At 69.0% G+C, this 18844-nt stretch carries 17 protein-coding genes; 7 read left to right on the plus strand and 10 right to left on the minus strand.

The window, feature by feature from the left end; all coding sequences use genetic code 11:
* Positions 1–353: 353 nt before the first annotated feature.
* The gene (locus tag F0U60_RS49645) at positions 354–725 is read left to right on the plus strand and encodes a response regulator (protein WP_395811397.1); all 372 of its coding nucleotides are present in this window, start codon (positions 354–356) and stop codon (positions 723–725) included.
* Here the strand turns inward: F0U60_RS49645 and F0U60_RS49650 are convergent.
* Complete coding sequence (locus F0U60_RS49650) at positions 722–985, minus strand: hypothetical protein (protein ID WP_395811399.1); 264 nt, start codon at positions 983–985, stop codon at positions 722–724. The genes F0U60_RS49645 and F0U60_RS49650 overlap by 4 nt on opposite strands.
* Before the next feature lie 164 nt (positions 986–1149).
* On the opposite strand from F0U60_RS49650, the gene F0U60_RS49655 reads away from it, so the two are divergent.
* Positions 1150–1707: a papain fold toxin domain-containing protein gene (locus tag F0U60_RS49655; RefSeq protein WP_395811401.1), complete on the plus strand. Its 558-nt coding sequence runs from the start codon at positions 1150–1152 to the stop codon at positions 1705–1707.
* The gene (locus F0U60_RS49660) at positions 1704–2063 is read left to right on the plus strand and encodes a hypothetical protein (protein WP_395811403.1); all 360 of its coding nucleotides are present in this window, start codon (positions 1704–1706) and stop codon (positions 2061–2063) included. Before F0U60_RS49655 ends, F0U60_RS49660 begins: the two co-directional genes overlap by 4 nt.
* A gap of 21 nt (positions 2064–2084) precedes the next feature.
* Here the strand turns inward: F0U60_RS49660 and F0U60_RS49665 are convergent, their stop codons facing one another.
* The 4 genes from F0U60_RS49665 to F0U60_RS49680 are packed head-to-tail and all read right to left on the minus strand — an operon-like array spanning position 2085 to position 8323.
* Positions 2085–4865 (minus strand): bpX6 domain-containing protein, encoded by a 2781-nt coding sequence (locus tag F0U60_RS49665; protein WP_395811405.1) that lies wholly within the window; start codon positions 4863–4865, stop codon positions 2085–2087.
* Positions 4862–6703: a hypothetical protein gene (locus F0U60_RS49670; RefSeq protein ID WP_395811407.1), complete on the minus strand. Its 1842-nt coding sequence runs from the start codon at positions 6701–6703 to the stop codon at positions 4862–4864. Before F0U60_RS49670 ends, F0U60_RS49665 begins: the two co-directional genes overlap by 4 nt.
* Entirely contained in the window at positions 6700–7140 is a 441-nt protein-coding gene (locus tag F0U60_RS49675; protein ID WP_395811409.1) for a hypothetical protein, read from the minus strand. Before F0U60_RS49675 ends, F0U60_RS49670 begins: the two co-directional genes overlap by 4 nt.
* A 10-nt stretch (positions 7141–7150) precedes the next feature.
* A complete protein-coding gene (locus F0U60_RS49680; protein WP_395811411.1) occupies positions 7151–8323 on the minus strand; it encodes an AAA family ATPase in 1173 nt (390 codons plus the stop codon).
* Between the two features lie 107 nt (positions 8324–8430).
* Here F0U60_RS49680 and F0U60_RS49685 point away from each other — a divergent pair, with 107 nt between their 5' ends.
* Both F0U60_RS49685 and F0U60_RS49690 read left to right on the plus strand, forming a co-directional pair.
* Positions 8431–9018 carry a hypothetical protein gene (locus F0U60_RS49685; RefSeq protein ID WP_395811413.1) on the plus strand — a complete coding sequence of 196 codons (588 nt, stop codon included), beginning with the start codon at positions 8431–8433 and terminating at the stop codon, positions 9016–9018.
* A gap of 99 nt (positions 9019–9117) precedes the next feature.
* Positions 9118–9831, plus strand: a complete 714-nt coding sequence (locus F0U60_RS49690; RefSeq protein WP_395811415.1) for an esterase family protein — start codon at positions 9118–9120, stop codon at positions 9829–9831.
* A gap of 4 nt (positions 9832–9835) precedes the next feature.
* On the opposite strand, the gene F0U60_RS49695 is transcribed toward F0U60_RS49690, so the two are convergent.
* The 5 genes from F0U60_RS49695 to F0U60_RS49715 form a co-directional block, all read right to left on the minus strand.
* A complete protein-coding gene (locus F0U60_RS49695) occupies positions 9836–10207 on the minus strand; it encodes a hypothetical protein (protein WP_395811417.1) in 372 nt (123 codons plus the stop codon).
* On the minus strand, positions 10204–10755 hold the full coding sequence (locus F0U60_RS49700) for a hypothetical protein (RefSeq protein ID WP_395811419.1): 552 nt from the start codon (positions 10753–10755) through the stop codon (positions 10204–10206). The genes F0U60_RS49695 and F0U60_RS49700 overlap by 4 nt, the downstream gene beginning before the upstream one ends.
* Positions 10755–12131, minus strand: coding sequence for an MATE family efflux transporter (locus F0U60_RS49705; protein WP_395811421.1), 1377 nt, complete (start codon positions 12129–12131; stop codon positions 10755–10757). The genes F0U60_RS49700 and F0U60_RS49705 overlap by 1 nt, the downstream gene beginning before the upstream one ends.
* A gap of 155 nt (positions 12132–12286) precedes the next feature.
* A complete protein-coding gene (locus F0U60_RS49710) occupies positions 12287–14365 on the minus strand; it encodes a beta-propeller domain-containing protein (RefSeq protein WP_395811423.1) in 2079 nt (692 codons plus the stop codon).
* Between the two features lie 167 nt (positions 14366–14532).
* Positions 14533–16347: an Hsp70 family protein gene (locus tag F0U60_RS49715; protein WP_395811425.1), complete on the minus strand. Its 1815-nt coding sequence runs from the start codon at positions 16345–16347 to the stop codon at positions 14533–14535.
* 194 nt (positions 16348–16541) lie between these two features.
* Here F0U60_RS49715 and atpH point away from each other — a divergent pair, with 194 nt between their 5' ends.
* Positions 16542–17087 (plus strand): ATP synthase F1 subunit delta, encoded by a 546-nt coding sequence (atpH, locus tag F0U60_RS49720; protein WP_395811427.1) that lies wholly within the window; start codon positions 16542–16544, stop codon positions 17085–17087.
* 201 nt (positions 17088–17288) lie between these two features.
* Positions 17289–18704 (plus strand): ATP-binding protein, encoded by a 1416-nt coding sequence (locus tag F0U60_RS49725; protein WP_395811429.1) that lies wholly within the window; start codon positions 17289–17291, stop codon positions 18702–18704.
* Positions 18705–18844: the final 140 nt, after the last annotated feature.

Here is an 18844-nt window from a genome sequence, read left to right on the forward strand (position 1 = left end):
CGGCGCAACGAGGGGAACGGGTGGCGTGCACGCGGTGCGCACCGGCATGGAGTTCCAGAGGTGAACCGAACGCTTCAGGTCGTCTCCCGCGCCAGAGGCGACAGGTGACGAGATGACCATTCACGTCCTGCGTGGGACATGGGACCCGGTTCTTGCCTTTCCCGAGTACCCCGGATGTCCCACTCCGAACGATTCCAGGTCCAACCCCCCCTCCCGGGCGTCTTTTGCCCATCCCGCGGCCCCACATCGGTCCACGAGCCAACCCTTCACCCGAACCGCCGTACCTGTCCTCCAGGACAGTAGAGCCCGTCGTGCTATGGCGCGCCCTCGGAGAGGGAAGGGCCAGGAGGACGATGAGAGAAGGGCGTCACCGCGTCCTCGTGGTGGAGGACCATGCGGACAGCAGGGAGTTGCTCGCCGAGTTCCTCGAAGCGCTTGGCTACGAGGTCGATGTGGCGGCCAACGGCCTGGAGGCACTCGAACGGCTGAGGGGCGCCCCCTGCCCGACGGTGATGCTGCTGGATTTGATGATGCCGGTGATGAGCGGCTGGGAGCTGATGCGCCACGTGCGCGAGGACCCGGTGCTGCGCTCGATGGCGGTGGTGGTGGTGTCCGGCGCGGGTGAGTCCCAGTCCCTGCCCGAGGGCATCCTGGGCGCCGTGCCCAAGCCGGTGGACCTCAACGCGTTGAGGGCCTACCTCAAGGCAGCCACGCGGCGGAGTTAGAGCGGAGCGGGCGCGGTGGAGAGGCGGAGCTCACCGGACAGATCGAGCATCTCCACCTGTTCCCGCGAGCGGTCCAGCCGATAGCTGACCTGGAAGCCGGAGGGCAGCCGCACCACGCCGACTTCGAGGCCCATGCGGAGCGGAGGCCGGGAGCCCACGAGCCGCTGGGACAGCTCACGGAGAACGAGTCCCCTCACGCCGGAAGGACAGCGCGACAGGAGGCGCGCCACCTGCTGCGAGAGTGTGAACTGGAGAGCCATGACCCCAAGCTGGTCATGCGTACAGGGAGCCGCAAGAAACCGAGAACCCCCCGCCTTCGACATCTGTCTCCTTGTGGGCACGGAGGATTACGGAGGAAAGGACAGATGAGCGCCAGTCGTATGCTCGGGACTCGCACGCCCCGTACAAGGGGCAGGAGTCACGCATGAACAGGCGCTTGAGGATGTTGCGCTGGCTCTTGCTGGTGACCGCCATCGTATTGGGAGGGCCCGGATCAGCATTGGCCGGACCGCCAACGCTGCCACCCACTCACCTGATGGCTGTCGCTGAATCCACCCGGCTCAAGCTTCTGGCCTGTCTCGCTCGAGGTGACATCGCTGGCGCCATGGCCCTGTACGAGGCCCATACGGGCCGTGTGCCACCGTCGTGGCTGCAGGACCTGCAGGTGGCCTTTGCCGTGTCGAGCCAGGCCATCAACAAGTGCCAGGAAGTAGCGCGCACCATCCACACCGCATTCCTTCGATTGGGCCAGAATCCTCAGTACGTCGCCCTCAGAGCCAAGGAGAGGTACGACTTCATGACGTTTGACCTCGTGAGCGGCAAGTCACCCACGGTGACATCCAACGGATACCACGTCGCTGTCATGCTCGAAGGCAAGGTCTACGACGCCTACACGGGGCCTCTCGGAATGAAGTTGGAGGACTACCTCAGCCGGCTCCACGCCCCCGCGGGCGTTGTATGGAACGTGGTGACCACCCCATGAGGACAGGAAATGATTCGACCGAGAACGCTTCGCGGAGCGGGCACGTGAGGCTGTTGGACTACCTGATCCTCATCCGGAGGGACATGATCGCCGGGAGGTTCGGGATGCACCTCGGCGAACCCGATGTCGATCGCCTGCTCGGGTTCGTCACCGGGTACCACGCCTGCCAGGTCGTCAATGGCATCGATGACGTGGAGTACGGACGCTTCCGAGATTGGCTTCGCGACGTGAAGCACGAGTTCCCTCCGGAGGGCTGGGCCGCCAAGTACCTCCGCGACTGTGGGGGAAATCACGAGCAGGCCATCCGCAAGTACCTCGACTTCGTCGCCGAGTTCGTCGCGCTGAGTACAAAGTAACGTCCAGCACGGCGCCCACGCTCAGCGCAGCACCACCCGTCGCACCGCGCCTCGCGTCAGGTCCACCCGGGTCAGCCGGCCTGCCGTGTCGAAGATCAGCAGTTCCTCGTTCAGGAAGCGCACGGACACCGAGTGCTCGCCCGTGAAGACGAAATGCACGAGCTCCCTGCCCCGCCCCCGTTCCATCAGCCACACCTGATCGCAGATCGGCGAGTGATCCACCGCCGCCATCCAGGCCCCACCGAGCACCAGTTCCCTCGGCACCCGCTCGGTAGGTGTGGGCAGCGGCACCAGACGCCCCGCGGAAGGACCCACCCATCGCATCCCGTCCGGAGCGAGCACCGCCAGGTCGCCATCCCTCCTCAACGAGAGAGACCGCACCTCCTCCACCTTCCCTCCAGGCAGCGTCTGGCGCGAGCGCAACGTGGGGTCCGGCAAGGAGTAGCTCCAGCGCTCAATCTCCGCCTCCCCGGTATGGGTGGCGAAGCTCATCTCGGAAGGCCCCACCGCCACCGCTAGCACCCGCCCGCCCACCTGTGGCACCCGCCACAGCGCCCGAGGCTCCGCGGCGAGCGCATCCACCGCCATCACCGTGTCCTCCACGGCGAGGAACCACAGGCTCCCGTCGTACACCGGGGCGAAGGCATCCGCTCGCAGGTCACACCACGGCTCGGCCCGGCGCCGCGCCAGGTCCAACCGGGAGAGACGCTTCAACCCTCCTCGCGGCGCGAGCGCCAGCGCCCGGTCCTCGTGCACCGAGAGCACCAGAGAGAAGGCAGGCACGTCGAAGTGCGCCACGCACCGGCCGTCCATCGTGACGAGCCGGGCCCCCGCCTCGCCGAGCGCCACCAACATCCGCCCTCCGGACAGGGGCACCGCGTCGTGGATGCTCCAGGGCCCGCCCTCTCCCGCGCCGTAGACATGGCTCTTCGGCATCCCCTCGGACAGGAAGTCCCTTCGCTCGGGCTGTCGTGGCAATGGCGGCAGGTCCGCCTTCAACACCGGGTCTCCCGTCAGCTGAACCAGGGCCCGGATGTCCCAGGCTTTCGAGGGGAGGTAGCCGGCCGCTCGGTCTCGCAGCACCGCGCGCACCGCCGGACGCAGGAGCGCGACGCCCACCTCCACGCCCACCTCCACGCCCTCCTTCCGCGGCTCCACCTCGCGCGCCAGTGCCTCCGTGAAGGCCTGACGTGCCTCGGCGCCATCGGCCTCCTCCGTGTCGAGCAGCGCGAGCACCCGGGCCCGGGTCTCCTCGAAGCGCTCGGGGAAGGCCAGGGCCATGCGAGCCAGCAGCCGCGCCCCACTGACGCCTCCCGCCTCCACACCCCGCTCAAGCCACGTCCGAGTGAGCTGCCGCGCATCCTCCAGCGGCCACACCACCTCCACCGCCCGTGCGTAGTCTCCCGACAGGGCCAGCACCTCGCCCCAGAGGAGCCGCAGCACACGCGCCTCGGCAGGGTGCGAGCGCTCCAGCCGCAACACCGCCTCCGCGAAGGCCCCCGAGCGCCGGGCAATCTCCACCGCCCGCTGCACGTCTTTCGCCAACAACCACTGCCGCACCACCAACCCTGGCGCCAGCTTGCGCCCCTCGGCCAGCTCCGCCGCCAGCTGCAACCGCCCGTGGCGCTCCAGGAAGGAGACAGCCTCCTCGTCCTCGTGCAGCAGCTCGGCGAGCACGAAGGCCGCCTCTTCAATGCGGCCCTCGCGCGCCAGCTTCCGGAAGGCCTCGCGGTAGCGCTCGCGGAGCGCGTCGTACACCTCCGCGCCACCCCCGAAGACGCTGGTCACGCCTCCATTGCGTGGCCGGATGGCGAGCTGCTCCCGAGGGCCGGGCAACCCGAGCGACAGCCTCGCCTGCTCCGTCAGGCCTCCCTTCGACAGGGGAATCGCATAGCGCAGCGCCTCGTCCAGCTTGCCCCCGTCGAGGAGCTCAAAGAGCCGCCGCACATACTCCGCCTTGCGCCGGCCCAGCAGCGAGCCCAGCGGCGTGGAGGTCGCGAGCCATCCGGCAAGCTTGGAGAGGAGTCCCGGTCCCGAGCGCGATGGCTGTGTCGCGGGGCTCGGCGTCCTGCGAGCGGAGCTCGTACCACTCGTACCACCCGTCCCGCGCAACCACGCGCCGAGCCGACTTAGGAGCGAAGCACGTGCAGCCCCCCTGGCCTCCACAGTTGCCGCGCCAGGCCGCTGCGTCTCTCCACGCCACCACGCTCGGAGCCGGTCGAGCAGCCTCGGAGCACGAGCGACGGGCACCGGGACGGAGCGGCCCTCCATGCGCGCCCGCATCGCCTCGGCCTCCGGGTCGAGAGCGGCGACCCCGAAGGTGGCGCGTGTAGGAGCAGCAAGGGGCTCGAGCGAAGCCACGGGTGGCGGCGGCGCGCCCAGTCCCTCCACGGGCACCACGTCCCAGCCGGACACATCAAGCCAGGCCGAGATGTCCACCCGCGACGACGACTCGAGTGGATACACCCGCGCCGTCCCCGCTCGCACCAGCACGGCAACCCCCGGGGGAGGCGCGAGTCGCTCGCGCTCGGAAGCCGACAAGGGCGCGGAGAGCAGGACGCCGCCCTCCAGCGTGAAAGGCAGGCCTGGCGCTCCGGCGCACTCCATCCGGCGCGGTGCCGGCAGTCGCAGCAGGAAGCCTCCGGCGAGCGCGTAGACGCCCGCTCCCGGCGACCAACCCGCCAGCACACGACGGCGCACCTCGGCCTCGCCCAGCAGCACAGGGTCGAACCAGAGCGCCTCCACGTCCACGGAGCCCCGGTGGACATGGGCGCGAGGCCGCTGCGCTCTCGCGAGGCTCATGACCTTCCTCCCCAAGTGGAGCGGAAGACGAGGGCTCGGAACTGGAAGTTCCACACCCCCACCTCTCCCGTCTCCGTGAGCCAGGCCAGCACGGGCTGGGCGTGACTGACGGACGCGGTGACGACCCGGGCCGGAGCCGACACCAGTCTCTCGGCGGTGCCATTCTCGGCCACCAGGGAGAAGGTGCGCGCGTCCTCCTCCAACATCACCAGTCCGAGCGAGCGCATCGAGCCCGGCAGACAGGGGCCTGGTCCCACCACGTTCACCAACCGGGTGAGGAATTCCGTGCGCCAGGGGCTCTTGTCTTGCTCACCCAGGCACCTCAGCTTCTGCATCAGCAGCAAGCGACCGCTCCCGCGGGGGCGCACCAAGAGCGGGCCCGCCTCGCCCTCGACGGCTTCATTCACATGGCCAAACCAGGCGGCGCCATCACCCCCCACCTCCAACGGCCGCAGCCAGGCCTTCTCCGGCGACCAGAACCCGAGTTGCAGCGAGTGCCCAGTCGTTGGCTCTGGCTTGTGGTTGGCCACGTAGAAGAGGGCACCCCGGCGCTCGGCGAGCGCGGTCACACCCTCGTCGAGGATGGAGACAGTACGGCCCCGCCCTGCCTCCCCATCGAGCTGGTAGAGCACGCCCGCGGCATCCAGCAGGAGCACGACCTCTCGGTCCTGATGCGGCTGCGTCAGCACCAAGGGGAACCCGCCGGCATGGCATTGCAACCGGGGTGGAGCCATCCCATCCGGCAGGGGGAAGGTCACGCCGCGACCTTTGTAGCCCTTCAAGGCGCCATACACGCACAGGGAGCGCTCGCGCAGCGTCACGGAGATCAACCCTCCGCTGCGGCGCCAGCCCACGGCCACCAGGGGCTCGCCAGGCACGGGAGGGTACTGCTTGGGCTTGGGCGTGGTGGCGCGAGGCGAATGGGGGAGAGCCTGTGCCGCGACGCTGCCATCCGAGGACACCAGCATCAGCCGCAACCCATCCGCGGAGAAGCGGATGGCGCCCATGGCACGAGTGCCCGTGTCCAGCACGGGAGCAGCGACGGCCGCCTCGAAGGGATCGCGCAGCAGCCTCACGCACTGGGGCACAGGCGGCAGCTCCAACACCACCTGACGCGCGGGCCGGGACGCGGGCCGCACCTCCACCGAGAGCCGCCTCGCGCCGGGAGCCACCACCTCGTCCACGAGCACACGCGACAGGCGCTCGGAGCCCGGGAGCCGTGACAACCGCGCACCGCCCACCAGCCACACGTCGTCGGGCGCGTGCCCCACCTCGAGCGCCTCACGCCACTCGGCGAGCCGAGCCTCCGTGGGAGGCACAGCGCTGACAGCCCTCAGCCACTGACCGACGGAGGCGGCGTCGACGGAAGAGAAAGGCTTCTGCCGGGGATCGGACTGGAGCACGCCCCAGGCGAAGCTCGCGCCCACGGCTTCGGCACGCCGGGCGAGCACCACCAGCAGCGCCAGGTGCGCGATGCGAGGCGGGCCAAACTGCTCCGGCCCGGCATCCAGCAGGGCGACGGTGCGGCGCCCGCCCTGGGGCTGACGGTACGCGACTCGGAGGTAGGCCTGCTCACCAAAAGCCGCGCGGCGCACGAACTCGTCTGGGGCCTCCAGGGCCATGAGCCACTCGCTCATGAGCAGCCGCTCGGGAGAGCCGCGCCGGGAGAGGCCGTCATAACCCTGGGGCTCACCGCCCTCCCTCTCGTTGCGCGCGCGCAGAGGCCCGAGCGCCGCGGCCAGCCGCGCCACGTGGGCGCCCACGCTGAGCGCGAGGTCCTCCGGGAAGAGGGAGAGCTGCGCGGCCCAGGGACGCAGCGCCTCGGGCAGCGTGCTCATGGGCGCTCCTGCCTGGCCAACCACGAGCCCAGGGTGACGCGGGAGACGGGACGCGCCGCGCCCACGGGCACGAGGCGCCCCGCGCGAGGCAGCACAGCGAGCGGAGTCCCCACCTGAGCCCGAGAGATGAGTGCTCGCTCGAGCAGCGAGGGAGCCACCTCCGGTGCGAGCGTGCACGGCAGCAGCAGCGAGGGCGCCGCCGCGTCTCGCCCGAGGTAGACGACGCCATCCACCCACGGGAGCGACTCCGTGTCTCCCAGCAGCACCAGCACGCCCGGCCCGGCCACGCCACTCCACCGGGCAAGCACCGCGTCCTCCGCCGTCAGCACCCGGCGCGCGAGCGCGAGCGCCACCGGCCCCACGCCCGCCACCGCGAGCGCGGGCAGCGGCTGGCTCCGAGGCCTCCACGCCACCGGCTGTCGTTCCTGAGACTCCATGGGTGCGCGCCTAGGCGGCCTCGGACGCGGTCTCGACTGGGGCCGAGGACAGGAGCGCCGCGCGGAGCTCCTCGCGCACGGTGCGCAGCTCCTCGGGCAGGGCCTCGGGGGCGAAGCCCGCGTCCATCTCGCGCGCCACGCCCTCCAGCTTCAGCCGCCAGGAGGAGAGGGCCTCGGTATCGGCATCCTTGGGCCGCTCGGCGAGCGCGAGGCGCCCGGCCTGGGCAATCTTCTGGGCCCGGGCGAGAGGCCCGGCGCTGGCCTCGAGGGCGGCGGCGGCCAGGGCGGGGTTCTCCGAGTGAGCCAGCAGCTCGCGCAGCACGTCACGCGCGAGCGCCTGGGCCTCGCGGGTAGGCACGGCGTAGATGAGCGGCCACAGGTCGGCCACACCCGGAACGCGGCGCCCGGCGAGCGCGGCGGCGGCGGACACCAGGCGCTGCACCTTCACCATGCGCCGATCGCTCAGGCCGATGCCGGCGCTCCGCAGGGTGCGCAGCGCGTGGGCCAGGTGGGGACGCACCGGCCCGAGGTCCGCCTCACGCGCCGCCTGGGCGAGCACATCCAGGGCCTCCAAGGACGCGGTGCGCGCCTCCTCCGCCTTCCACAGCGAGGCGCCGCCGGCGAGCAGGTCCTCCAGCCGCGGATCGGGCACGGACTCCACGAAGGTGCGCGCGAGGAAGCGGTCGGCGAAGGCGGCGAGCGCCTCGTCGTCGGGCAGAGCATTGGAGGCGCCCACGCACACGCGCAGGGGGCAGCGCATGCGGGTGTGGCCGCGGTGAAAGACGCGCTCGTTGAGCAGGCCCAGCAGCGTGTTGAGGATGGCAGTGGAGCCGAGGAACACCTCGTCGAGGAAGGCCACCTCGGCCTCCGGCAGCATGCCGGCCGTCTCCGTCTCCACCAGGCCCTCGCGCAGCTTGCGGAGATCCACCGGGCCGAAAATCTCGGAGGGCTCGGTGAAGCGACCCAGGAGGTACTCGAAGTAAGTGCCCCCGAGCGCCCGCGCGGTGCGGCGCACGGCCTCGCTCTTGGCGGTACCCGGCGGACCAACCACGAGCAGGTGCTCGCCGGCCACGGCGCACAGCGCCACCAGCTCCACCAGGGCCTCACGCTCCACCAAGCCGCGTCCGGCGTCAGAGAGGGCGTCGCGCACGGAGCCAGCAGCCACATCGAAGGAGAGAGACATAAGGTGGACTCTACTCGGCTCTCCGCCCCGCCGAATGCCCGCCGCCCAACGTACACATTGTGCGGGTAGACCTGATGGGGCGGGTCTGGGCTAAGCTCCGGCGCCTCATGCGACGCGTTGCGAGCCTCGGAAGCCTGGTGGTGGCGTTGTGGTCGGGAACATCGGCAGCCGGAGGGTGGCGGGGTTATGCCGCGGCCAGCACCGGCTTCATCATCGATCACACCTCGGGAATCAGGGCCATGGGAGGTGGGCTCCAGGCCTACCTGGGAGTCGAGACTCCCTTCGGGCTGTCGCTGGGGGTGGTGGGTGAGGGTGCCGAGACGTGGAGCGCGCGGAGCGTTCAGGAGCAACAGCTGCAATTGGATTACCGCTCGCTGGGACTGGAGCTGCGGCTGCGTTTCCTGCGGGACAGTGGGGTGAACCCGTGGGTCGGGCTGCGCGTGGCGCAGAGCCGCTCAACGCCGCTGACGCTGCCCGCGGAGCAGGAGGGCTCACCGCGGCGGATGCTGCATGACGGGCTGAGCACGGCGCTGCGGCTCGGCGTGGACGCGTGGTTTGGAGACCACCTGGGCCTCACGGTCTCCACGGCCTGGCAGTGGTGCGACGTGCGCGTGGACAGCATCGAATCAGACACGCTCGAGAAGTGCGCCGAGCCCCTGCACTCCATCCTGTTGGGCCCCACGCTGCGCTTCTGAGCGGGTGGGTTCCCCACCAGCTGTTCACTGTCGCGCGACACCCCGTGCCTCGGGGTGGGAATCCGCTTGCGGCCCGTGGACGGAAGGTAAGGTGGGGCCATGAATCGCGAATACCATCGCTGGTACAGCTCGCGCCTGGGCCGGGACATGGAGGTCCTGCTCTTCGGACACTCCGGGGAACCGGTGTTGCTGCTGCCCACCAGCAAGGGCCGTTTCTACCAGGCGGAGGACTTCGGGCTCATCGGGGCGCTCGCGGATCGCATCCAGGCGGGGCGCTACATCGTGGTGTGCCCGGACTCGGTGGACGAGGAGAGCTGGTTCAACACGTCCATCCACCCGCATGAGCGCGTGGCGAGGCACGACGCGTACGAGCAGTACCTGGTACACGAGGTGGTGCCGCTGCTGATGTCACGCAGCACGGGGGGCCGGCTGACGCTGGGAGGATGCAGCTTCGGCGGCTTCCACACGTACAACATTGGGCTGCGGCACCCGAACACCTTCCGGCGCCTGCTGTCGATGGGAGGCAAGTTCGAGGCGGAGGACTTCCTCGACGGCCACCAGGACGAGAGCGTGTACTACCACTCGTGCATGCAGTGGCTGCCGGGGGTGAGCGACACGGCGCAGCTCACGGCGCTGAGGCGGGTGGAGATGGTGCTGGCGGTGGGCGAGCACGACTTCTGCCGGCCGTCGAACGAGAACCTCTCGAAGCTGCTGTGGTCGAAGGACATCGGCAACCACCTGGCCATCTGGTGGGGAGGCACGCACGACTGGCCGGTGTGGCGGCAGATGATTCAACACTACCTGCCGTGGTGAGGACTCAGCTGCCCTGCCGCTCACGCTCGCGCAGGGCGACGAACTCTGCGATGAAGTCGAAGAACTTCCGGATGGCACACTCGTGGTCGCCATCACAATCCCGGAGGTACTTGGCGGCCCAGCCGTCCGTGGGGAACTCTTGCTTCACGTCGCGGAGCCAGTCGCAGAAGAGACCGTACTCCACATCCTCGAGGCCGTTGGCGAACTGACAGGCGCGGTAGCCATCGACGAAGGCCACCATCCGGGTGATGTCGATGTCGCCCATGTTCAGCAGTAATTGCCTTCTCAGATTGTCCTGCCGCATGCGCATCAAATAATCGAGCAGGTACACAGCGGGGCGAGGAGCCTGCCCCTCCGAAGCGTTGCCGTCACTCATGGCGTAGACACCATCTCCCAAGCAACTCCTTGGCGAGCATGCAGCCGGGACAGATAATCGGAAAGCGTCATCCCAAGCGGCCCTGTATAGGCGTCATGGATCACGTCCCCAACCTTGACAGCCACATGGTAGCCACTGCGTGTAACGGGAGCGTCCTTTCCATTCGCCAGCTCAAAGACCATGTACTGCTCACGCTGATTGGCCTTGAACGCGATGTACTGCGGCGTCTGGCCAAGCTTGCTGAAGGCGGTGTAGATGATACGAGCCACCTGCTGGCACTTGCCGGCTGCCTGATTCGCGACGCTGTAGGCCCCTTGCAGGTCCATCAACCACGCAGGCGCCGGTTGTCCCGTTTCGGCCTCGTACAACGCAATGGCGCCGACGATGTCACCACGCGCCAGGTACGCCAGCAGTTTGAATCGGATGGAGTCCGCAGCAAGCAGGCTGGCCTGCACCGGGGAAACCACCGAAGAAGGCGATGTGGCCCAGACCGGACGGGGTACGGCCCCCACCGCCAACAGAAGTCCGAGCAGCAGCGCTCGGAGCATTACGCCTCCAAGGGCTGGAAGGTGCCCGCGCTCTGGCGATAGAAGCGCCAGAAGAGCGCGAGCGCCACGGCGGTGAGCCCCGCGCACAGGCCCCACCAGATGCCGAACACGCCGAGCTTCAACCCGAAGCCCAGCAGCAGCGCCACGGGCAGGCCCACCCCGTAGTGCCCCACCATGTTGGCGTAGAAGGTGAAGCGCGTATCCCCCGCCCCGCGCAGCACGCCCGCGCCCACGCCCTGGATGCCGTCGGAAATCTGGAAGACGGCGCACACCATCAACAACGGCACCACCAGGGGCATCACCTCGGCCGGCGTGCCCATGAGCTCCGCCAGTTGCCGGGGAAATAGTGCGAACATGAGCGCGCTCAGCGACATGAAGCCCGCGCCCGAGACGAAGGCCATCAACCCGCTCAGCCGCGCCCGCGGAGTGTTGCGCGAGCCCACGGCCCACCCCACCCGCACACTGCCCGCATTGCCGATGCCCACGGCCACCGTGAAGGAGAGGCTGCCAAAGGAGATGGCAATCTGGTGCGCGCTCATGCTCTCCGGACCCAGCCATCGCGCCAGCACTCCGGCGAGCGAGAAGACGCCCACCTCCGCCGCGATGTGCAGGCCGATGGGCACACCGACCCGCAGCGCCTGGAGGATGTCGGAGCGCACCGGCCGCACCGAGGGGATTCCCCCAGGCACCGGCACCTGGCGCACGGCCCACGCGACGAGGGCCCACTGCAAGATGCAGCACAGCAGCGTCGCGATAGCCGAGCCCTTCACCCCCATGGCCGGGATGAGGCGCAGCGGCCCACACCACTCCGGCAGCACCTCTCCTCCAAAGACGAAGAGGATGTCCGCGCCCAGGTTGAAGACATTGGCCACCACGGTGGCCACCACCAGCGGGCGAGTGAGCGCCGCCGACTGGAGATAGGAGCGCGTATTGATGAAGAGCAGCATCAAGGGCAGGCTCGGCGCCCGCCAGTCGAGGTAGTCCTGGAACTGGGACCGCTCGGCGAACTCCACCCCGAAATAGGGCAGCAGCCTCGGCACCACCATCAGCGGCACCGCCAGCACCAGGCCCACGATGACGGCCAGATAGCTGCCCTGCCAGAGGAGCGCCCGCGCACGCGATGCGTTGCCCGCCCCAAAGGCCTGAGACACCAGGGGGTCCACGCCCATCATCAGCCCCATGGCGAAGCTGCTGATGGCGAAGAAGACGGCGGTGGACAGGCCCACCGCCGCCAGCGCCTCGGTGCCCGCCCGGCTCACCACCGCCGTGTCCACGAAGCTCATGAGGGACTGGCCCGCCTGGGCGATGGCGATGGGCAGGGCGAGCTTCCAAAGCTCTCGGAACTCTTCGCGACGGCTGGGGATTGAGGCGGACATGGGAGCGGTGCCCTATAGCGGGTTTCCACGGCGAATGCCGAGTCGTCTCCCCCGACGCCCCAACCCCCGCTCCCCTGACCCATCAGCCGGCCGCTCATGCGCCAAGCGACCGGCCATGCGCCTTCGTCAGTCCACGCCTGAGAAGGTGCGCCGCGTCACGGGTAGGTGATGGGAGCGAAGCGCGAGGTGGCCAGGGGCTGGGAGAGGTTGCTCACGTGTGACACGCGCACGCCGGCATCGGTGATGGCGTACACGTAGTCATCCGCCATCACGCTGCGGCGCACGTACGGCACGTAGCTATAGCTCCACTGGTTGTAATTGACCGTCTGGAACACGTCCTTCATGGAGATCGCGCCCACGGGGGTGAAGCCGGTGGCCGGGTCCACGTGGAAGACGCGCAGCTCGCTCACGAAGCCGTTCCAGTAGTCCCCGTTGTAGTACTGCTGCGTCCAGTCCGCGAAGGGGATGGCCAACGTGCCTTTGGCCGGGAAGTAGTTGAAGGCCTTGTGGTCATAGAGCGACTCGCTGAAGCCGGAGGACGTGCCCACCACCTGCGTGAAGGCCTCGCGCGGGTTGGCCAGGTCCGACACATCGAAGAGGGACAGCTTGATGGCGCGCGACCGCCAGTCGCCGTTCTCCGCCATGTGCACCCCCACGGTCAGCAGGTGGTTGTCCCCCAGCGGGTGGATGTACGAGGAGAAGCCCGGCACCTTGAGCTCGCCCACCTTGCGCGGGTGCGCCGGGTCGGACAGATCGAAGGTGAAGAGCGGATCCACCTGGCGGAACGTCACCACGTAGCCCTTGTTGCCGAGGAAACGCGCGCTGTAGATGCGCTCGCCCTTGGCCAGTTCCTCGCTCTGCCCCAGCAGCTTCAGCTGGCCATTCTCCTCGCGGTAGGTGGACAGGCGGTTGCTCGTCTCGATGCGCCCCCAGTTATTCCCCGGCTCCGCCACCAGCGAAGAGAGGGTGGTGGCCACGCGCAGCACCCCCTGGTGCTCGTCCATGCTGAACTGGTTCAGCAGGGTGCCCTCCACCGTGCCGCTGGCCACGTACGTGGCGCGGTGCGGCTGGGTCAGGTCGAGCTTGTGCACGTAGGTGTAATCCGACTGCCCCACCTCGGGCCACCACCACCAGTGGCGCGCCGCCAGGTAGAGCGCGCTCTCGGTGGCGTACACCTCGCCCGGCTCGGTCACCAGCGTGGTGCGGCCCGGGAACTGCGCCACCTGCGCATCCAGGTCGAGCGAAGCCACGGTGACGAAGCCCAGCCGGGTGGGCGCGTTCGTCTTGTGGAAGCTCCGGCAGTCGTGGCCCACCGTCGCCTCGGAGCCATCCGGACGCTTGTACCGACCCTCGGGCAACCAGTTCGACAGGGAGCTCGAGCGGATGAGCTGCTCGTTGCTCGCCATGAGCTTGTCGATCTCCTTCTCCAGCCGCTCCTGGTCCTCCCAGAGCTCCTGCGAGTAGTCAGGCCACCAGCGCAGGCCGGCGGGCCAATGGAAGGCATCGCGCAACACCAGCCGCGCCGAGCTGCCCGCGAGCCGTGCGTCGTGGTAGCCGCCTGGCAGGAACAGCTCGCCGGTCACCTGGGGCGCGGCCAGGTTGGACACGTCCACCGTCGTCACCTTGGTGAAGGCGATACTGGAAGAAGAGGAGTAGCAGGGCCCCAGGTACGAGCACCCACCTCCGCTCGTCCCCGGAAGGGGCTGGTACACCTCGGAGAAGACGATCACCCTGTCGCCACGCAGGAACATCTGCCGAGGCCAGCCCTCGAGTTGCAGCGAGGACTCCGCGCGCAGCGACTCGGCCGGCCAGGAGCGATGCGCGTACAGCTTCTGCCCGGAGAGGACGAAGATGCGCGTGCCATCGTTCTTCACGAAGTCGGCCTCGTCCACGCCGGCCACCTGGTTGTTGGTGCCCGTGTGGTTGTTCGGCCCGGACGAGCCCCCGCCTTCCGCGGGTGCCCCCGGGGGGGCCGCATTATCCACCGGCATGGGGTCGCCCCCCCACCAACCCCCGCCCCGCCCCTTCCAATAGGACGGCTTGGAGCGCTCCATCGAGGTGCGCATGTCGAGCACCGCGGCATCCTCGATATAGGACTCGAGCGCCTCGCAACTGCCGAAGGCCTCCATCCGTGCCTGCATCTGCACCGGCTGGTTCTCGGGGATGTCGCTCTTGTCAGAGCACCCCATCAGTCCCAGCAGTGCGAGCGCCAACCCACCGTGGTTCTTCCGCATATCCCTGACTCCTTGGATCATCTTCCGGCCGCGGCGCGGGCAGTGCCACCCGTGTGCCAGAAGCAGGAGCACCACCAGACGCTCGGGATTCCAAGGAGTTGGAGGCGCGCGGCGGGCGAGAAGTGTCTCGAAAAGTCGAGGCCCCTCTGTTTTCCGTGGGTGCGTCGTCAGCGGCCCGACAGAAGCTGCGTGAGCTGGCGCGCCACCTGGGCGCACTGCTCGGCATCGCGGGCCTCCAGGGCGGCGTGACCGGACGCCAGCAGCGATCTCACGTTGACCATCGCCGCGTCCGCCTGATCGCTGGGGTTCTCCTCCGCGGTGCGCTGCAACACCTTCGCCAGCTTCTCGCCGCGCTCCAGCAGCTTGCGGAACGTCTCCTCCGTCTTCTTCGCGTCCGCCTGCGCCTGCCTCTGCGCGTACGAGGCCTGCTCCTTCACGAGCCGCTCGGCCTCCTGTCCCGGCAGGTTTGGACGTGCCTCCAGCCGCACCGCCTCGCTCAGCCCCGTCTTGAGGTCCGTGGCACGGACCGACAACGTACCCTCGTTCGACAGCTCGAACGTCACCTCCAGCGGCGTGTCCCCGCGCGAGCCCACTTCAAGGTCGCGCAGCACCACCTCGCCCAGCTTGCGGTTCTCGTCCTGCAGCTCGCTCTCGCCCTGGTAGATGGGGATGCGCGCCTCCGTCTGCCCATGGGTGCTCGGATGGAAGACGTCCTTGGCCACCACGGGCACCGCGCTGTTGCGGGGGATGAGGTGTTTCACCCGCCCGCCCATCACGCCCACGCCCAGCGAGCTGCCCACCACGTCCAGCAGCAGCGCCGCGCCTGACTGACGCGCCAGCTCATCCGCGTGGATGGCCGCGCCCAACGCCACGGCCTCGTCCGGGTTCACCTCCGTGGAGGGCTTCTTGCCGAAGAAGTCCCCCACCAGCCGGCGAATGAGGGGCACGCGCGTCATGCCACCCACCAGCAGCACCGTGTCCACCGAGCGTGGATCCATCCCCGCGTCCTTCATCACCGACTCGCAGACGGCGATGCAGCGCTTGGACAACGACTCGCACAGCTGCTCGAAGAAGTCGCGCGTGAGCGCCGTCTCCAGGCCCGTCAGCTTGCGCGCCGGCTGGGTGTGGTCCCCCAGGCCCGCCAGCGAGATGAGCGTCTCCTCGTAATCCGTCAGCTCGCGCTTGGCCTGCTCCGCGGCCACCTTCAGCTTGCGCATGGACACCGCGTCGCGGTGCACCAGCTCACGGTGGTTGTCGTCCACCTGCGCCAGCAGCCAGTCGACAATCTTCAGGTCGAAGTCCTCGCCGCCCAGCGACGGGTCTCCCCCCGTGGCCTTCACCTCGTAGACGCCATCCGTTATCTCCAAGACGGTGACATCGAAGGTGCCGCCGCCCAGGTCGAACACGAGCGCGTGGCCCTGGAAGCCGCGCGACAACCCGTAGGCGAGCGCCGCGGCAGTGGGCTCGTTGATGAGGCGGATGGCGTCCAGCCCGGCGATGGTGGCCGCCTCGCGCGTGGCCTGGCGCTGGCCGTCATCGAAGTTGGCCGGGACGGTGATGACGCACTTGTTCACCGCGCGACCGAAGTACGCCTCGGCGTCCAGCTTCAGCTCGCCCAGAATCATGGCCGCCACCTGGGTGACAGGCACGGTGCGCCCCGCCATCTTCACGCGCACGTCCCCGGTGTTGCCGCCTGCCAGCGGGTAGGGAACCACCGCCTTGGCCGCCTGCACGAGCTCCGGGGTGAAGCGCCGCCCGATGAAACGCTTAGTGGCCCACACCACGCACTCGGGGTGCTCCTCGGCGAGCGCCTGAGCCTTGGCGCCTACTAAGCGCTCGGCTGTCTTGGGGGTGAGTCCCACTACGGAGGGCGTCAGCCGCCCTCCCGAGCGCGAGGGGATGATGCGGGGCCGCCCCTCCTCCACGGAGGCCACGGCGCTGTTGGTGGTGCCCAGGTCGATGCCGATGACGGGGTCGCGCATTGAAGGAGGGGCCGGAGTCCGGGGGCTGCAAGCGGAGGCCCGTGTTCCCATGATACGCCGGAGATGCACGATTCCAGAGGCCCCCTTCACTCCTCTCCCGGAGAACAACCCCAGGGGAACTTATTGGAGACCCCGCACAGGGTACACTCCCAGCATTGCCCCTGGACGGGGGGCGTGCTAAGCGCCGCCGCGTCATGGTGAACGTGTCCATCGCCCGCCGTTACGCCCGCGCGCTCCTCGACGTCGCCACTGAGACTGGCCGCGCCGACGCCGTGTCCGAGCAGCTCTCGACCTTCTCCGGTGCGCTCGCGCAGAACCGCGAGCTGGAGGACGTGCTGCTCAACCCCGCCTACTCCCGCGAGCAGCGCACCCGCGTGATGGAGGCGCTCCTCAAGGCGCTCGGCCCGGTGGAGCCCGTGCTGGGCAACACCCTGCGCCTGCTGGTGGATCGCAACCGGCTCATCTACCTGCCGGACATCGCCCGCCTCTACCGTGACATGGCGGATGCCCAGGCTGGACGTCTGCGCGGCCACGTCACCAGCGCGGTGCCCCTCCCCGCGGACACCCTCCAGCAGCTCGCCGGCACCCTCAAGACGCTCACCCAGCGCAACGTCGTGCTGGAGGCGCGCGTGGACCCCACCGTCCTCGGTGGCGTGTCCGCCCAGGTGGGCAGCACCCTCTACGACGGCACCCTGCGCACCCAGCTTGAGCAGATGCGCCGCGAGCTCAAGCAGCGCTAGCCTGCTCGGCTGTCCTACTCGGGAGGAAGCAGTGTTGTCGGGTCCTCCCCACTTCCCGGCAAGCCCGGTATTCCCAGCAGGCCATGGAACGGGTATGGTGACCGCACGGGTTCTCTCCCGTGCCTTCTTCCATCCATGGCGCAGCCAGTCCTCAACCGCCCTCACGCAGTCAGTCCGGTCCCCTCTCTGCCCGAGGAGGCCTTGCACTGCTTTGGGGCACTGCTCCAGGCACCAGGCCTTGGACTGGCCTTCCTCGACAGGGAGCTGCGCTTTCGTTTCGTCAACAACGCGCTCATCACGCTGAGCGGGGTGCCTGGCACCTCGTATGACGGCCGCACGACGGGAGAAGTCTGGCCCGGACTCGCGTCGGCGCTGGCCCCCCTGCTGAGCCGGGCCCTCGCGGGCGAGACGGTGTTGGGCGGGCGGGTGTCGGGGGTGTTTGGGGGCTCGCTGGGCAGCAGCGTGCGCCACTTCCGCGTGTCAGTGCTTCCAGCCTCTTCGGGCGGGATGCGCTCGGGCGTCAGTCTGACGTTAGAGGACGAGACGGAGCGCGTGACGCAGGAGCTGGCCCTGCGCGAGAGCGAGGAGCGGCTGCGAGGCCTCGTAGCCGTGTCCTGCGATGGCTTCTTCCTTCATGAGGCAGGCATCATCCTCGAGGCCAGCCGCTCGCTGGCCAGCCTGTTTGCCAGTACGCCCGAGGAGATGGTGGGTCAGCCGATCACGCGCTGGGTCGCACCCGAGTCGCGCGAAGCGGTCCAGCAAGCCACGTCCCGGCAGGTGGAGTCTCCCTATGAGCTGACGGGGCTGCGCTCCGACGGCAAGCGGCTCTTCCTAGAGGTGTTGGGACGGATGGTGGAGTACGCCGGACGAAACGTGCGGATGACCGCCGTGTGGGACATCAGCGCCCGCAAGGCCACCGAGGAGGCGACAGCCCGCGCTGACGCCTTCCGGGAGCAGCTCCTGGGCGTGGTGGGGCACGACCTGCGCTCCCCGCTCTATGCCATCCAGCTCAGCGTGGGGGCGCTCCAGCGCGCGGGCGGGCTCACGGAGACCCAGGCTCGCCAAGTGATGCACGTGGACACCGCCGCTCGGCGCATGGAGCGGATGATCCGTGAGCTGCTGGACTACACGCGCGCGCGGCTGGCCGGAGGCCTTCCTGTGCGCCCCACGCCCCTCTCCCTGGAGAAGCTGGTGGAGCGGGTGGTGGAGGAGTTCCAGGTGTCGCACCCTACCCGGCTCGTCGTCTCCAAGGTGGAGGGCGACGTCCGGGGAAGCTGGGACGAGTCGCGGCTGGGTCAGCTGCTGGACAACCTGGTGGGCAATGCGGTGCAACACAGCCCCGCGGACACCCCGGTGGAGGTGAAGGTGTCCGGGTCGGCTGATGGCATCACCCTCACGATACGGAACGAGGGGCCGCCCGTCCCGCTGGAGGAGCGAGCGACCCTGTTCGAGCCCTTCAAGCGTGGCAAGCGCGCCAGTGGCGATGGCCTGGGGCTGGGCCTATATATCGCCCGGCAGATCGTCGTGGCCCATGCGGGCCGCATCTCGGTGGAGTCAGGCGTCGGGTTGGGGACGCGCTTCATCGTGTGGCTGCCCCGGCATGCTCCGGGCGCTTAGAGGGAAATCCCTCCCCCTAGTGCCCCTTACAGCGCCGATGACACTGCGTGCCTCTGGGCGCCCTTGCGCGTTGCGGTGGGGGGGTGCGCGTGGTAAGGGGGCCCGGCCAATTCAAGTTTCTCTGGCGGCATTCCCACCGG

Origin of the sequence: Archangium minus, assembly GCF_044360475.1 — a bacterium.
GTDB lineage: Bacteria > Myxococcota > Myxococcia > Myxococcales > Myxococcaceae > Archangium > Archangium minus.

Coding starts and splice junctions, on each gene's coding strand:
- F0U60_RS49645 (WP_395811397.1), top strand. CDS start 354: ATGAGAGAAGGGCGTCACCGCGTCCTCGTGGTGGAGGACCATGCGGAC.
- F0U60_RS49650 (WP_395811399.1), bottom strand. CDS start 985: ATGGCTCTCCAGTTCACACTCTCGCAGCAGGTGGCGCGCCTCCTGTCG.
- F0U60_RS49655 (WP_395811401.1), top strand. CDS start 1,150: ATGAACAGGCGCTTGAGGATGTTGCGCTGGCTCTTGCTGGTGACCGCC.
- F0U60_RS49660 (WP_395811403.1), top strand. CDS start 1,704: ATGAGGACAGGAAATGATTCGACCGAGAACGCTTCGCGGAGCGGGCAC.
- F0U60_RS49665 (WP_395811405.1), bottom strand. CDS start 4,865: ATGAGCCTCGCGAGAGCGCAGCGGCCTCGCGCCCATGTCCACCGGGGC.
- F0U60_RS49670 (WP_395811407.1), bottom strand. CDS start 6,703: ATGAGCACGCTGCCCGAGGCGCTGCGTCCCTGGGCCGCGCAGCTCTCC.
- F0U60_RS49675 (WP_395811409.1), bottom strand. CDS start 7,140: ATGGAGTCTCAGGAACGACAGCCGGTGGCGTGGAGGCCTCGGAGCCAG.
- F0U60_RS49680 (WP_395811411.1), bottom strand. CDS start 8,323: ATGTCTCTCTCCTTCGATGTGGCTGCTGGCTCCGTGCGCGACGCCCTC.
- F0U60_RS49685 (WP_395811413.1), top strand. CDS start 8,431: ATGCGACGCGTTGCGAGCCTCGGAAGCCTGGTGGTGGCGTTGTGGTCG.
- F0U60_RS49690 (WP_395811415.1), top strand. CDS start 9,118: ATGAATCGCGAATACCATCGCTGGTACAGCTCGCGCCTGGGCCGGGAC.
- F0U60_RS49695 (WP_395811417.1), bottom strand. CDS start 10,207: ATGAGTGACGGCAACGCTTCGGAGGGGCAGGCTCCTCGCCCCGCTGTG.
- F0U60_RS49700 (WP_395811419.1), bottom strand. CDS start 10,755: ATGCTCCGAGCGCTGCTGCTCGGACTTCTGTTGGCGGTGGGGGCCGTA.
- F0U60_RS49705 (WP_395811421.1), bottom strand. CDS start 12,131: ATGTCCGCCTCAATCCCCAGCCGTCGCGAAGAGTTCCGAGAGCTTTGG.
- F0U60_RS49710 (WP_395811423.1), bottom strand. CDS start 14,365: ATGCGGAAGAACCACGGTGGGTTGGCGCTCGCACTGCTGGGACTGATG.
- F0U60_RS49715 (WP_395811425.1), bottom strand. CDS start 16,347: ATGCGCGACCCCGTCATCGGCATCGACCTGGGCACCACCAACAGCGCC.
- atpH (WP_395811427.1), top strand. CDS start 16,542: ATGGTGAACGTGTCCATCGCCCGCCGTTACGCCCGCGCGCTCCTCGAC.